Here is a 14,228-nt window from a genome sequence, read left to right on the forward strand (position 1 = left end):
AGTAAGGCGAACGGCTAAATGGTAAATAAAAGAAGGAGGTATTAATAATGAGGCATAGTTTACTTGCGTACGGATATGGAGAAATTGTGCTACAATTCGTTCTATTAATACTCGCCATTTTGTTTTTTGTTTCTATTTGTTTATTCTTGTTAAATTCCATTATTAAAGGAGTTAAAAGAAACAAGAATGTTGAGGGAATTAGAAAGCAGGATCAAAGTAAGGAAAGGAAAGAGAAGGGGTAAGGAAGTTAAAAAATAATATAATGTCCTTAACCGATCGTTTTCTTAAATTAAAGTAAAAATTTCAACTTGATGAGTTTTTTGTAAATACTCAGTAAATAAAATTGTTGTACCTGTATTTGAACTTATATTTCAATATTTCAAGAAAAAATCATTCAAATGAAAATACCACAAGGGACCTAAATTCCTTGTGGTGTTTTTCATTTTATTTTCTTGTAATTGGATCCTTTAAATCCCATTTTACTTGGAACTTTACTTTGTCGCCTCTTTTGCTTTGCTCTTCATACGTTTCAGCTATAACATCGATTTGCTGTTGAATTTGCATCGCTAGAAATCCAGCTTCTAATTGGTAAGATACGTTCTTTTTTTGTTGATTTCTGTATGTAATTAATTCAGAAGATAGTGTTAAATGAACTTCTTGCTTCTTTTCTTCTTCAACAGTAAGGGTACCCCAACCAGCTTGATCAAAAAATTCTATAATTTCTTCAAAGGTTGCTAAAGGATATTTTCTGGCAATCATTTTACCCGCCCAATATAAAATATCATTTTGCTCTTTTCCTAATAAATCATTCAATAGATCGTTACGTATTAGCTCATAGCCAAAACCAGAAATATTTCCCGGAATATTTAAATTTTCAATGCCGTTCGTCATGGTCGGATAACTCTCCCTTTCCTAAAAAACATGTTTTTATTATATACAATATTTAATAGTAAAAACAATAATTCGACACTTGTAGATTACAAGGATTACCAATCTAAATGAGAAGTTTTTTCAGTAAAGAAAAATGTACGCGTTTTCTTGACCTCCTATATTATCAGGAGTAAAATGGTTTGTAGATAAATGTCATAAAAATTTCGACTTTTTATGCGTATTACTTATTTATTCTATTTTTTTAGAATAATAGAAGGATTAAATTTTCATGTGCACAAACTAAAGGGGGCAGGGGTTTACATGAGCAACAAGAATGGAAGGGAGTTTTTCTTAAGAAAACTTCATTCATTGCTAGGAGTTATTCCAGTTGGAATCTTTTTAACACAGCACTTAGTTGTCAATCATTTTGCGACAAATGGAGCACAATCGTTCAACAAAGCTGCTGAATTTATGGCGAATTTACCATTCCGCTATTTTTTAGAAGTTTTTGTCATTTTCTTACCAATTTTATACCATGCAATTTATGGACTATACATTGCGTTCACAGGTACTAGCAATGTTAAAAATTATGGATTCTTACGTAACTGGTTGTATTTATTCCAACGTATTTCTGGAGTAATTACTTTAATTTTTATTACTTGGCACGTATGGCAGACACGTATTGCTGCTCAATTAGGAGCAACGGTTGATTATAATATGATGGCTGATATTTTCCAATCGAAATTTATGTTAGTTTTCTATATAGTAGGTGTTATTTCAACAATTTTCCACTTTGCTAATGGATTATGGTCATTCTTCGTATCATGGGGAATTACTGTAACACCTAGATCACAACGTATTTCAACATATGTAACATTAGGTGTTTTCGTTGTATTATCATTCGTTGGATTAACTGCTATCTTTGCATTCATTGATCCACAACTAGCGTACAAGTAAGGAGAGAGAATCATGAGTGGGAAAATAATTATCGTCGGTGGCGGATTAGCTGGTCTTATGGCAACAATTAAAGCTGCTGAAGCTGGCACAAAAGTAGATTTATTTTCATTAGTTCCTGTAAAACGATCACATTCAGTATGTGCTCAAGGTGGAATTAATGGTGCGGTTAATACAAAAGGTGAAGGTGACTCTCCTTGGGAGCACTTTGATGATACAATTTATGGTGGAGATTTCTTAGCAAACCAACCACCAGTAAAGGCAATGGCAGAAGCAGCACCTGGCATCATTCACATGATGGACCGTATGGGTGTAATGTTCAACCGTACGCCTGAAGGACTTTTAGACTTCCGTCGTTTCGGTGGAACGCAACATCACCGTACAGCATTTGCTGGTGCTACGACTGGACAACAATTATTATATGCATTAGATGAGCAAGTTCGTCGTTACGAATCTGAAGGTCTTGTTCAAAAGTATGAAGGCTGGGAATTTTTAAGAGTTGTTGTTGATGATGAAGGAGTATGTCGTGGTATCGTTGGACAGAACTTAACATCAATGGAAATCGTAAGCTTCCCTGCTGATGCTGTAATTATGGCATCTGGTGGCCCTGGAATTATCTTTGGTAAAACTACAAATTCAATTATCAACACTGGTTCAGCTGCAGCAGCTGTATATCGTCAAGGTGCAGTTTATTCAAATGGTGAATTTATTCAAATCCATCCAACTGCAATTCCTGGAGATGATAAAAACCGTTTAATGAGTGAAAGTGCTCGTGGTGAAGGTGGACGAGTTTGGACGTATAAAGATGGTAAGCCATGGTATTTCTTAGAAGAGAAATATCCTGCATATGGAAACCTTGTACCAAGGGATATTGCTACACGTGAGATTTTCTCTGTATGTGTTGACCACAAGCTTGGTATCAATGGTGAAAACATGGTTTATTTAGATCTATCACATAAAGATCCACATGAACTTGATGTAAAACTAGGTGGAATCATCGAGATTTATGAAAAATTCACAGGTGATGACCCGAAAAAAGTTCCAATGAAGATTTTCCCAGCAGTTCACTACTCAATGGGTGGATTATGGGTTGACTATGACCAAATGACTACAATTCCTGGTTTATTTGCTGCTGGTGAGTGTGATTACTCAATGCACGGAGCTAACCGTTTAGGAGCTAACTCATTACTTTCTGCTATTTATGGTGGAATGGTTGCTGGACCAAATGCTGTAAGATACGTAAATGGTTTAGCTAAATCTTCAGATGATGTTTCAACTTCTGTATTTGAATCAAATGCTAATGAAGAAAAAGAAAAAATGAATCGTATTTATAAAATGGACGGTAAAGAAAATGCATACCTTCTTCATAAAGAGCTTGGAGAGTGGATGACAGACAACGTTACTGTAGTTCGATTCAATGATCGCTTATTAAAAACTGATGAAAAAATTCAAGAGCTTTATGAGCGCTATCAAAACATTAATATTAATGATACAGCTAAATGGAGTAACCAAGGCGCTTCATTTACTCGTCAACTTGAAAACATGCTTCACTTATCACGTGTTATCACATTAGGTGCATATAACCGTAATGAAAGCCGTGGAGCTCACTATAAACCTGAATTCCCAGACCGTAATGATGAGGAATTCTTAAAAACTACAATGGCTAAATTTGATGAGAAATCAAATTCACCATTATTCCATTACGAAGATGTTGATACATCATTAATTGAACCAAGAAAACGAGATTATTCTAAGAAGAAGGAGGACAAAGAAAATGCATAATGGAACAATGACTGCTGAAAAGACAATTACTGTAATTGTTAAACGTCAAGATTCACCAAATACTGCGCCATATGAAGAAACATTTACTGTCCCTTATCGTCCGAATATGAACGTAATCTCGGCGTTAATGGAAATTCGTAAAAATCCAGTTAATTCAAATGGAAAAGAAACGACTGCAATTTCTTGGGACATGAACTGTCTTGAAGAAGTTTGTGGAGCATGTTCGATGGTTATCAATGGAAAACCAAGACAATCATGTTCTGCGCTTATTGATAAATTGGAACAACCAATTCGTCTTGAGCCAATGAGTACATTCCCTGTAGTACGTGACTTACAAGTTGATCGTAGCCGTATGTTCGATTCTTTAAAACGCGTTAAAGCATGGATTCCAATTGATGGAACACATGACTTAGGTCCTGGACCAAGAATGCCTGAAAGAAAACGTCAATGGGCTTATGAATTATCAAAATGTATGACTTGTGGTGTATGTTTAGAAGCTTGTCCAAACGTTAATAGTAAATCTAACTTTATTGGGCCAGCACCACTTTCTCAAGTACGTTTATTTAATGCTCATCCAACTGGAGAAATGAATAAGGAAGAACGTCTACATGCAATTATGGGAGACGGTGGACTATCAAACTGTGGTAACTCACAAAACTGCGTACAATCTTGTCCAAAAGGTATTCCTTTAACAACTTCAATTGCAGCGTTAAACCGTGCAACTACAATTCAATCTTTCAAAGACTTCTTTGGAAGCGACGAAATTTAATAAACATAAGAGCATGTTCCTAAGGGACATGCTTTTTTTTGCATTTTTAAATAAATATCTTCTAATAAACTCCACTTTTAAATCATATCAATAGTAAAGGCAGGTGCGGTGTCTTACCACACTCACTGCTTTCGAACGGAGGTTGACTTGAATGCAACAGTTTGAAGTGACATTTGAGACGAAATGCTATGAAAAAGATTGGGAAATACTTTTAAAGACAGATCGGATAGAAAAAATGATTGAGTTTAATCTATTTCATTTTAAAGAAAAAATTTTATATATTAATAACGTACAAGATGTAAGGGAAGTCAGTCGTCATGCAGACAAACTTGTCGCAAGGGATGTTTTATCTTCATATGTTATAGTTGATGATTATTCAAAGGAAGCCCTTAATTATTTTGAGGTTACTAAGGAGAGCTTCAAAGGTGGTTATTACTATTCAATCTCAGAGCTTGTTAGTATTTATCTTTGCAATACAGAGTATTTACTTCATTTTTCAAGTGATTCAATTTTAGAAAAGCCTTTTAATTGGATTGATTTATCAATACTAAAACTTCAAGATGATGAAAGAATCAAAGTAGCAAATCCGGTATGGAATGGAAATATTTTTGAGGCAAAACAAGAATCAATAGATGAAGATGAAAACTTTTATATTGGTTATGGATTTTCAGATCAATGTTACTTAATTAGGACAAATGATTTTAAAAATAAGATATATAATGAAAAAAATCCTATATCAGAAAGATATCCAATATATGGGGGAGAACTTTTTGAAAAACGTGTAGATGCTTGGATGCGAAATAACCATTTTAAAAGAATCACATTCAAACATGGAAGTTATATTCATCAAAATTATTGATTGTTAGGTTGTTTTTTTTTTTGACTTAATAGGGTTAGGGTAAAGAAAGGCAGAGCAGTAGATAGAAAAGACTAGTAGAGAAGATATAAATCAAGACTCTTAATGACGTCTTTTACTATCTATAAGTCCCTTATTTCCTTCATCCTGCCCCCCTTGAAAACTGAATGAATATTCATTCTTTTAAAGAAATTAATGATATAATATAGATAGTAAGGGGGCAAATTTGATGGGGAAAATGAATTATGTATCTAATATACAGGAGTGGCAATCTGAGTTTTCATTTAAGATTACAATTAAAGTTCGATTTAGTGAAACAGACATGTTTGGGCATATGAATAATACTGTTCCATTCGTCTATTTTGAAGAAGCACGTATTGAGTATTTAAAATATTTAGGGCTTATGCAAGAATGGACGGCAAATCATAGTGAATTTATTCCAGTTGTTGCTGATTTACAATGTGATTACTTACGACAAGTATTTTTTAATGAAATCATCGATGTGTACGTAAAAATTGCAAAAGTAGGCAATTCATCGATTGATTTACACTATATGGGAATTAATCCTCAAAGTGAAATTTGCTTTACTGGAAGAAATTCTTTAGTAAATATAAATCGTCATACAGGACGAAGTGAACAATGGAAAAATGAATGGAAAGAAAAATTATTAAATGAAATAAAGAATACAGTAGTTAGTGTTTAAAATAAGTAATATTGTCACATACTGAATAAAGATTGAATAGAATGATAAACAATTAAATTTATCTTAAGATGAGTACTTGAAGAATTCAATGACATTCTATATAATACTTTTATACGAATAAGGAAAAGCAAAGATCAAGGACACGAGCGTTCAAGACGATAGTAAGAGAGGAATTCATTTGGTGCGAGAATTCTCTATACGTTGAATGACTTACCACCTTGTAGCTATAGTGGGGAACGTAATTTTTTTACAAGTAACTACTATCGGTGTAGACCGTTAAAACGTTGAGATTTTGTATACTTATTTTTGTGTACATTAAATTAGGGTGGAACCACGAGCACATTCGTCCCTACGAGTGTGCTCTTTTTTTATTGTCAAAATTAATTTGAAAAAGGAGTGAACTTAAATGATTTCAATTAAATTACCAGATGGATCAATTCGCGAGGTGGAACAAAATACAACAGTTGAAGATTTCGCGGGTTCAATCTCCATTAGCTTAAAGAAAAAAGCGCTTGGTGGAAAAATTAATGGAAAATTAGTTGATTTAAATACACCTATTACTGAAGATTGTGAAGTTCAAATAATTACTCAAGATGATCAAGATGGTTTAGAAATGATGCGTCATAGTTCAGCGCATATTTTAGCTCAAGCAGTAAAACGTCTATATAAAGGCGAAAAAGCTGCATTTGGGGTTGGACCAGTAACTGCAGACGGATTCTATTATGATATTGATCTTCCTGTTTCAATTAAAGTAGAAGACCTACCGAAAATTGAAAAAGAAATGGAGAAAATTATTAAAGAAAACTTACCGATTACTCGTTCAGAGGTAAGTCGTGAAGAGGCAATTAAATTCTTCACTGAATTAGACGATGAGTTTAAACTAGAATTAATTCGTGATTTACCAGAAGATGCAGTTATTTCAATGTATACTCAAGGTGAATTCGTAGACCTTTGCCGTGGACCACATGTTCCTACAACTGGCCGTGTAAAAGCGATTAAATTATTATCAGTTGCTGGTGCATATTGGAGAGGTGATGCGAATAATAAAATGCTTCAACGAGTTTATGGTACTGCTTTCCCAAGTAAGAAAGAATTAGAAGAGCATTTACACTTATTAGAAGAAGCTAAAAAACGTGATCACCGTAAATTAGGTAAAGAGCTTGAATTATTCATGTTCTCTGAAGAAGCACCTGGTATGCCATTCTTCTTACCAAAAGGTACTATTATCCGTAATGAATTAGAACAATATGAGCGCGGATTACAAACTTCAAAAGATTATAAAGAAGTTCGTACACCATTCATTATGAATCAAAGATTATGGGAGCAATCAGGTCACTGGCATCACTACCATGAAAACATGTACTTTACTGAGGTTGATGAAACAAAATTCGCATTAAAACCGATGAACTGTCCAGGTCATATGTTAGTTTATAAAAATAAATTACATTCATACCGTGATCTACCGGTTCGTATGTGTGAAAATGGTCAAGTTCACCGTCATGAATATTCTGGTGCTTTGAATGGTATGATGCGTGTTCGTACTTTTACTCAAGATGATGCACATATCTTCTGTCGTCCAGATCAAATTGAAGGCGAAATTATTGAAGTAATTAACTTAATTAAAGAAATTTACGGCGTATTCGGATTCACTTACAAAGTAGAATTATCAACTCGTCCAGAAGATTCAATGGGTTCAGAAGAGTTATGGAACTCAGCAGAGCAGGCGTTAGAAAATGTTCTAAAATCTGAGAACTTAGACTTTAAATTAAACCCAGGCGATGGTGCATTCTATGGTCCGAAAATCGATTTCCATATTCAAGATGCATTAAAACGTAGCTGGCAATGTGCTACAATTCAATTAGATTTCCAAATGCCTGAGAAATTTGATTTAACTTATGTTAATGAAGATAACCAAAAAGAACGTCCAGTTGTTATCCACCGTGCAATTTATGGTTCAATTGACCGTTTCTTAGGAATCTTAACTGAACATTTTGCTGGAGCATTCCCATTATGGTTAGCACCAGTTCAAGTAGCAGTATTACCAATTTCAAGTGTTCACAATGAATACGCACAAAAACTTGCTGATCAATTAAAAGCTGCAGGAATCCGTGTTGAAGCTGATTTACGTGGCGAAAAAATTGGATATAAAATTCGTGAAGCACAACTTCAAAAATTACCTTATATGTTAGTAGTTGGTGATCAAGAGGTTGAAAATAATACTGTAGCTATTCGTAAACGTGGCGAGGGTGACATTGGTACTCAACCATTCGAGAGCTTCTTAGAAATGATCAAACAACAAAAATTAGAAAAAGTTCTATCTTAATTTTAAAAATCCTCTATTTTTATAATAGAGGATTTTTTTATTTGACCGATATAATTAAAAACGATTGTTTTCCAGTAGAATTGATTGTCTATATTTTCTGGGAAATATGACGAAATTTGCAAAAACATACTTCATAAACATTTTTTTTATATAGGATAAATCTCAGGAAATATCGAACTTATATGAAGGATGTCTTTTCAGTTATTTAGTCTTAATAAAATACATAGTTATGTTAAGAGGTGATGCAGTTGGATAATCAGAATCAAGATCTTCAAAAAAAGGTAAAAAAGCTTGAAGAAGAAGTAAGTGAAATGAAGAAACAAATTGAATTTCTCTTAATTATGAAGGAAACTTCAAACGAGATTAAACAAATAACTCAAACTAAAGCAAATAATCCTAAACCACAAAAAACGGTTAGTAGACAGGTTAAAGTAACAGTTGAAAATGAAAAGGTTGACTATGAAGCGCTTATTTTCCAAAAGTGGTTACCTAGATTTTTTATATTTATTTTTATTCTTGGAGTAATGTGGGGATTTAAAGCGGCATCAGATTATGGGGTTTTAAACAAGTATGCAAAAGTAGGGATTGGATTTGTTATAGCCATTGCTTTATTCTGGTACGGTAATCGTCAAATGAAAGCTAAACGATCAACACTTGGCCAATCTCTAATTGGTGGTGTGTTACCCGTATTATTTTTAACTACGTTTGCCATGCATCATTTATATCACATGGTTGGTCCAACGATTGCATTTTCCCTTTTAATTATTTGGGTATGTATTGGTTTCTATTCTATGAATAGATACAAATCAGAAGTAATTGGATTAATAAGTATAGTAGGAGCCGTTTTTGTACCATTCCTAGTTAAAAGTGATTCGCCAAACTATTTATTTTTCTCTATCTATGAAACAGTGATTTACTTATGCTTTATGTTTTATGCAACATTTAAGAAATATAAATTCATCTATCTTTCGTCTGCAGTATTATTGCATTTATCTTATTTAATTGTTGCTTTAGTTAATTTTAATACGAATGGAATTGAATATTTCGCACTAAGTATTATCGTTCAACATATTAGTTTGCTAGCTATATTGATAAAATCTAAGCTTCCTATTAAAAAGCAAGTATTAATTCTTCACACCAGTTTTATTTTAACAATTGGTTGGATCTTTAGTGCATTTGAAGATCAGACTAGAACAATGATTTTAATCTTTTTATGTGTAGGATATTTATTCCTGACTTTTTATTATAAAAAGAAATCGGATTTTTTCTTTGGATTTTCGACTAATTTTATACTAGCTATTTCATTCCTATGTTTGGACAGTGTTTCAGAAAACTTACTATGTACTGTATTAATAATTCAAGCTTTATCAAGTTATTTATTTTATTTAAGATATCGAGATCTACTGAAAATAATTATAGCGGCCCTTACATTCATTCCTGTAGGGATTTCCATTTTATCAGTTGGAATAGATTCTTTTTGGTCTTTTGAAACGATGAATTGGCTTGTGTTAGTTGTAGCTCTAATTATGATTGCAATTTTGGCATATAAAAATGAAGATGAAAAGCAATTTATCTTATTAAGTAGTTCTTTATTAATTACAGTTATATTGATTGCTTTTATAACACAAATTGTTCAAATACTTGCAGTAGATCAGTCTGACAATATGATTCGATTATTAATTAATATAAGTTGGATCTTGCTTTCAATATTAGCCATGATACTTGGTAACATTAAGAAGTTTAAAGTTTGGACATATACTGGAATAGGTTTATTATTACTGACACTAGGAAAACTTGTATTAATAGATTTACCAAATATTACGTTGTTGGTTAGAGCTGGTTTATTTATACTGCTTGGCTTGATTGGATTAGTAATTTCTAGAATATTTTTTAAGGGAAGCAGTAGTCAAAAAATCAATAAAATTTAGTATACAGGAGTCAGTTAATGCTAATCAATGAAACTAAAAACTTAATATTAATGACTTTTACGAAAGAAGCGATGGTTTCTGTTTTAAGTGGAAATAACGAGTTAGAATTTGAAAATAAATTTTATAGATTTGCTAATGGGTGGCCAATTTTAGTATATAAAAATCTTTTCCCTTATAAGATCTCCCGTTTTCAAACGCATCCTACTGAAGAAAAATATGAAGGAATTATTATTCATAAAAAAGATCGAGTAATTATAGGGGACATGGGATTTAAAGGTGGTCCGGATGAAAATGGGGTTATGGAATTAGGTTATAGTATTGCACCTAGTTATCAAGGTAAAGGATATGCAACTGAAATGGGTAAGGCTTTTTGTGAGTGGGGATTGCAGCAAAATCATGTTACAAGAATAACTGCTATTTGTTCCATTTATAATCATGCCTCTATTAGAGTTTTAGAGAAAATTGGAATGATAAAAGTAAAAGAAGAAATTGAAAAATATTATTGGATGTTAGATAAAAAAAATAAGTGATTTTCAGTTTATTAGAATGATTAATTTTTCTAGAAGAAGGTGGGCTTATTCTTACAACAAGAAATGCATCTATCATCTTTATGGTCATAACTAAACGTGAATTTGGTCGATTCTTTTTGTACGATCTTATGATAAGCAGCTTAGTATATGGCTCTCTAAAAAAATACTACTCAAGTGACCTAATCGCAATTTTTGGTAGTTTTACAATACCGACAGTTTTAAAAAGGGTGGCTATATTATTAGAGAGGAAATAAATAAAGATGCTCATAATTGAGCATCCTTTTTAAATATTAGCCTTGATGTACAGAGCTTTTAGGTTCAGTGTCTAAATTCATTGCTGGTCCGAAGAATTCGTAATGAATTTGTGTATCTTTAATTCCTAATTCTTTTAAGCTTGTTATGATCGCTTTTAAAAACGGTACTGGACCACATACGTAATAATCTGCATTGTCTGATTTAATATTGTTATTTAACCATTCTGCATCAATATATCCTTGCTTTTTAAAGTTGTTATTTTGAAGATCTTCCTCAGAAGGATTTTCATAAACAAATGATAAATTGTAATTTGTTAATTGCTCTTTTAATTGGTTTAGTTCATTTTCAAATGCTTGTAATTTACCGTTTCTTGAAGCACTTATGAAGTTGACTTGACGTTTTGGTTGATTGCTTGCAATTGACTTAGCCATACTGATTAATGGTGTAATTCCAACACCACCACTTAAGAATACAACATCTGAATCAATTTCAGTATTTAAAGTAAATTCACCTGCTGGAGCAGTAATTTCCAGTGTATCACCAACATTTACTTGATTGTGTAGGTAGTTTGAGAATTTACCTAGTGGTTGGTTTTCTTCAGCTTCTCTTTTTACTGAAATTCTAAAGTGATTTTTACCTGGTACATCAGATAAACTATATTGTCTGTTTGATAAATATTCTTCACCAGGAATTTGTGAACGAACAGTTATATATTGACCAGGTAAGAAGGTAGGAACTGAAGTACCATCTTTAGGAACTAAGTAGAATGATGTTATTACATCACTTTCTTCAACTTTTTCGATGACTTTAAACTCTTTAAATTCAGACCATCCGCCTTCTTGAGAAGAAGCTTCATCATACATTTCTTTTTCGATATCGATAAATACTTGAGCAATAATTCCATATGCTTCCGCCCAAGCACCTAGTATTTCATCAGTTGCAGCATCACCAAGTACTTCTTTAATAGCCCCTAGTAAATGTTGCCCTACGATTGGATAGTGCTCTGGTTTAACTTGAAGGCTGCGGTGCTTTTGCGCAATTTGTTTTACAACAGGAATAATTGTTGCTAGCTTATCAATGTTCTGTGCTGCAGCTAAAACAGTATTTGCAAGAGCAGTTTGTTGTCTACCTTGTTGTTGATTTGTATGATTAAATACATTTAATAGTTCAGGATGATTAGTAAATAAATTTTTATAGAATACTTTAGTGATCTCTGTACCCTTTACTTCTAAGACTGGAACTGTTGACTTAATAATATCAATTGTTTTTTGAGAAAGCATGAAAAATCCCCCTAAGTACGTTTTAAAGTAATATTATAAATACATCTTTATCTTAGACCTAGAATTTGTTTAAAGCAATATGTAAAATACATCTATTGTGAAATTTTTCGCAAAAATACATAAAAGTTTAAAAAATGTTCACAATTATGCTATGATTAATCTTAAATAAAACAGTGAGGACAAGTTATGCGTTTAACAAATTATTCGGATTACTCTCTTCGTGTACTAATATTTCTAAGCTCTGAGCCACATGAAAAATTAGTTAATATTAAGGACATCGCTGAAGCTTATGATATTTCTAAAAACCATTTAATGAAAATAATTTATAATTTAGGAAAAATGGGCTATATTGAAACGATACGTGGCAGAAACGGTGGAATCCGTTTAGCTAAATTGCCATCAGAATTAAATATCGGTGAAATAATTCGTAAAACTGAAGAAGACTTTAATATTGTAGAATGTTTTGAGCACGGCAATACTTGTGTTATTACACCTGTTTGCTCATTAAAACATGTATTTAATAAAGCGTTAGAACAATTTTTACAAGTATTAGATCAATATACATTAGATGATATTGTAAAAAACAATGCCATGCTTAAAGATTACCTTTCCATTAATAAAAAGGAATAAAGTGACATTGAAGAGTGCTCGCAATTAAAAAAACAAAAAAACCAACAAAGGCTTACTTTGTTGGTTTTTTCATTTAATGTAGTCTATAGACTTTTATAGTTTAATATATTTTACGCTTTCCATCGGTTCTTGGAATAAAGATGAAGCTATTTTACTAAAAATGGTTGGATCCCCAGTTGTAAAAAATTCATGTGAAGTGATTTCAGAGTTTGATAATATATTTTGTTGATCCAGTATTGCACTTACTTCTAAAGCTGTTTCATCGCCAGAGCTAATAAGTTGGATTGATGGTCCCATTACTTTTTGAATGATTGGACTCAATAATGGGTAATGCGTGCAACCAAGTATTAGGGTATCAATATTTGAATCAATAAGCGGTGCAAGAGTGTGTTTAACAATCTCAAATATTTCAGGTTTATTGTAGTCCCCATTTTCCACAATTCCAGCAAACTCTGGACATGCCAAACCTTCAATTATAACTTTGTCATTAATCCGCTTTAGTGCAGAATGATATGCTTTACTATTAATAGTAGCATTCGTTCCTATGACACCAATTTGGTCATTTTGTGTTAATTTTATTGCTGCTCTGGCACCTGGGCGGACAACACCAATGACTGGGATTTGAAGTTTTTCTCGCATTTCATTTAAGACTACTGAAGTTGCTGTATTACAGGCGATGACTAACATTTTTATATCTTTCTCCAATAGAAAATTAGTCATTTCCCAAGTGAATTCTCTGATTTCCGTATATGGTCGTGATCCGTATGGACATCTTGCAGTATCGCCTAAGTATAAAATGTCCTCTTTAGGTAATTGTCTTATTATTTGTTTGGCAACTGTTAAGCCCCCAACACCTGAGTCAATGACTCCGATTGGTTTATTCAAAAAATCCCCTCATTTTACTTAATAATTTGTTGATGTAGTATATTCTTTATTCATTTAAGATTTTACTATAAGAAATGATATTTTTGTTTATCATTCTCTTTTTAAAAATGTTAAAGTTTCATAGTTTTAATATTATCAGACAGAAGACTCCTTCCTTAATTACGTGAAGGTGTGATAACACCAGTAATAGGTGGGAGATGAATGTCGGTTAGGCGTGCGTATGTCTAAAGGCTTTTTTGTTGTCTGCTTCATAACTCAATGATATGCTCCGTCTTAAGTAAAAGAAAGACTGATATTAAAGTGAAATTAGATAGCAATAATCATGATCAAACATGCCTTTCCACAATTTTGAAAAAAGCTATGGGAAGAAACATTATATCCAAGAAGTTTTTGCTTACTAACTACTGGTGGTTCTCCCATCAATGTAGTTAAGAAATAGATTAAAAAGCAAGGAATGAAGTGA

At 32.5% G+C, this 14,228-nt stretch carries 13 protein-coding genes and 1 pseudogene; 11 read left to right on the top strand and 3 right to left on the bottom strand.

Annotated features, from left to right (window positions below; genetic code table 11):
- The first annotated feature begins 47 nt into the window (after positions 1-47).
- Entirely contained in the window at positions 48-242 is a 195-nt protein-coding gene (locus tag EP747_RS00225) for a hypothetical protein (protein WP_129687997.1), read from the top strand.
- 202 nt (positions 243-444) lie between these two features.
- Here the strand turns inward: EP747_RS00225 and EP747_RS00230 are convergent, their stop codons facing one another.
- Positions 445-891 (bottom strand): YslB family protein, encoded by a 447-nt coding sequence (locus EP747_RS00230; RefSeq protein ID WP_129687998.1) that lies wholly within the window; start codon positions 889-891, stop codon positions 445-447.
- A gap of 300 nt (positions 892-1,191) precedes the next feature.
- Between EP747_RS00230 and EP747_RS00235 the strand changes: the two genes are divergently transcribed.
- The 8 genes from EP747_RS00235 (at position 1,192) to EP747_RS00270 (ending at position 10,715) form a co-directional block, all read left to right on the top strand.
- Positions 1,192-1,827, top strand: a complete 636-nt coding sequence (locus EP747_RS00235) for a succinate dehydrogenase cytochrome b558 subunit (RefSeq protein ID WP_129687999.1) — start codon at positions 1,192-1,194, stop codon at positions 1,825-1,827.
- Between the two features lie 9 nt (positions 1,828-1,836).
- The gene (gene sdhA, locus EP747_RS00240) at positions 1,837-3,606 is read left to right on the top strand and encodes a succinate dehydrogenase flavoprotein subunit (RefSeq protein WP_129688000.1); all 1,770 of its coding nucleotides are present in this window, start codon (positions 1,837-1,839) and stop codon (positions 3,604-3,606) included.
- 7 nt (positions 3,607-3,613) lie between these two features.
- A complete protein-coding gene (sdhB, locus tag EP747_RS00245) occupies positions 3,614-4,375 on the top strand; it encodes a succinate dehydrogenase iron-sulfur subunit (protein WP_056473098.1) in 762 nt (253 codons plus the stop codon).
- A gap of 151 nt (positions 4,376-4,526) precedes the next feature.
- A complete protein-coding gene (locus EP747_RS00250) occupies positions 4,527-5,234 on the top strand; it encodes a hypothetical protein (RefSeq protein WP_129688001.1) in 708 nt (235 codons plus the stop codon).
- 226 nt (positions 5,235-5,460) lie between these two features.
- Complete coding sequence (locus EP747_RS00255; protein ID WP_129688002.1) at positions 5,461-5,934, top strand: acyl-CoA thioesterase; 474 nt, start codon at positions 5,461-5,463, stop codon at positions 5,932-5,934.
- 406 nt (positions 5,935-6,340) lie between these two features.
- Complete coding sequence (thrS, locus tag EP747_RS00260) at positions 6,341-8,257, top strand: threonine--tRNA ligase (protein ID WP_129688003.1); 1,917 nt, start codon at positions 6,341-6,343, stop codon at positions 8,255-8,257.
- Between the two features lie 248 nt (positions 8,258-8,505).
- On the top strand, positions 8,506-10,185 hold the full coding sequence (locus EP747_RS00265) for a DUF2339 domain-containing protein (RefSeq protein ID WP_165346746.1): 1,680 nt from the start codon (positions 8,506-8,508) through the stop codon (positions 10,183-10,185).
- Between the two features lie 17 nt (positions 10,186-10,202).
- Entirely contained in the window at positions 10,203-10,715 is a 513-nt protein-coding gene (locus EP747_RS00270) for a GNAT family N-acetyltransferase (protein ID WP_129688005.1), read from the top strand.
- A 290-nt stretch (positions 10,716-11,005) separates the two neighbouring features.
- Here the strand turns inward: EP747_RS00270 and hmpA are convergent, their stop codons facing one another.
- Complete coding sequence (hmpA, locus tag EP747_RS00275) at positions 11,006-12,250, bottom strand: NO-inducible flavohemoprotein (RefSeq protein ID WP_129688006.1); 1,245 nt, start codon at positions 12,248-12,250, stop codon at positions 11,006-11,008.
- Between the two features lie 186 nt (positions 12,251-12,436).
- Here hmpA and EP747_RS00280 point away from each other — a divergent pair, with 186 nt between their 5' ends.
- Positions 12,437-12,880, top strand: a complete 444-nt coding sequence (locus tag EP747_RS00280) for an RrF2 family transcriptional regulator (RefSeq protein WP_129688007.1) — start codon at positions 12,437-12,439, stop codon at positions 12,878-12,880.
- A 93-nt stretch (positions 12,881-12,973) separates the two neighbouring features.
- Here the strand turns inward: EP747_RS00280 and racE are convergent, their stop codons facing one another.
- On the bottom strand, positions 12,974-13,765 hold the full coding sequence (gene racE, locus EP747_RS00285) for a glutamate racemase (RefSeq protein WP_129688008.1): 792 nt from the start codon (positions 13,763-13,765) through the stop codon (positions 12,974-12,976).
- 322 nt (positions 13,766-14,087) lie between these two features.
- Here racE and EP747_RS24590 point away from each other — a divergent pair.
- Positions 14,088-14,204, top strand: a pseudogene (locus EP747_RS24590) (transposase); the annotation flags it as partial.
- Positions 14,205-14,228 lie beyond the last annotated feature (24 nt).

It is taken from the genome of Gottfriedia acidiceleris (assembly GCF_004138285.1).
GTDB lineage: Bacteria > Bacillota > Bacilli > Bacillales > Bacillaceae_G > Gottfriedia > Gottfriedia acidiceleris_A.

What these genes read in the sequence shown, in the direction of transcription:
- EP747_RS00225 (WP_129687997.1), top strand. Translation starts at nt 48, where the DNA reads ATGAGGCATAGTTTACTTGCGTACGGATATGGAGAAATTGTGCTACAA.
- EP747_RS00230 (WP_129687998.1), bottom strand. Translation starts at nt 891, where the DNA reads ATGACGAACGGCATTGAAAATTTAAATATTCCGGGAAATATTTCTGGT.
- EP747_RS00235 (WP_129687999.1), top strand. Translation starts at nt 1,192, where the DNA reads ATGAGCAACAAGAATGGAAGGGAGTTTTTCTTAAGAAAACTTCATTCA.
- sdhB (WP_056473098.1), top strand. Translation starts at nt 3,614, where the DNA reads ATGACTGCTGAAAAGACAATTACTGTAATTGTTAAACGTCAAGATTCA.
- EP747_RS00250 (WP_129688001.1), top strand. Translation starts at nt 4,527, where the DNA reads ATGCAACAGTTTGAAGTGACATTTGAGACGAAATGCTATGAAAAAGAT.
- EP747_RS00255 (WP_129688002.1), top strand. Translation starts at nt 5,461, where the DNA reads ATGGGGAAAATGAATTATGTATCTAATATACAGGAGTGGCAATCTGAG.
- thrS (WP_129688003.1), top strand. Translation starts at nt 6,341, where the DNA reads ATGATTTCAATTAAATTACCAGATGGATCAATTCGCGAGGTGGAACAA.
- EP747_RS00270 (WP_129688005.1), top strand. Translation starts at nt 10,203, where the DNA reads ATGCTAATCAATGAAACTAAAAACTTAATATTAATGACTTTTACGAAA.
- hmpA (WP_129688006.1), bottom strand. Translation starts at nt 12,250, where the DNA reads ATGCTTTCTCAAAAAACAATTGATATTATTAAGTCAACAGTTCCAGTC.
- EP747_RS00280 (WP_129688007.1), top strand. Translation starts at nt 12,437, where the DNA reads ATGCGTTTAACAAATTATTCGGATTACTCTCTTCGTGTACTAATATTT.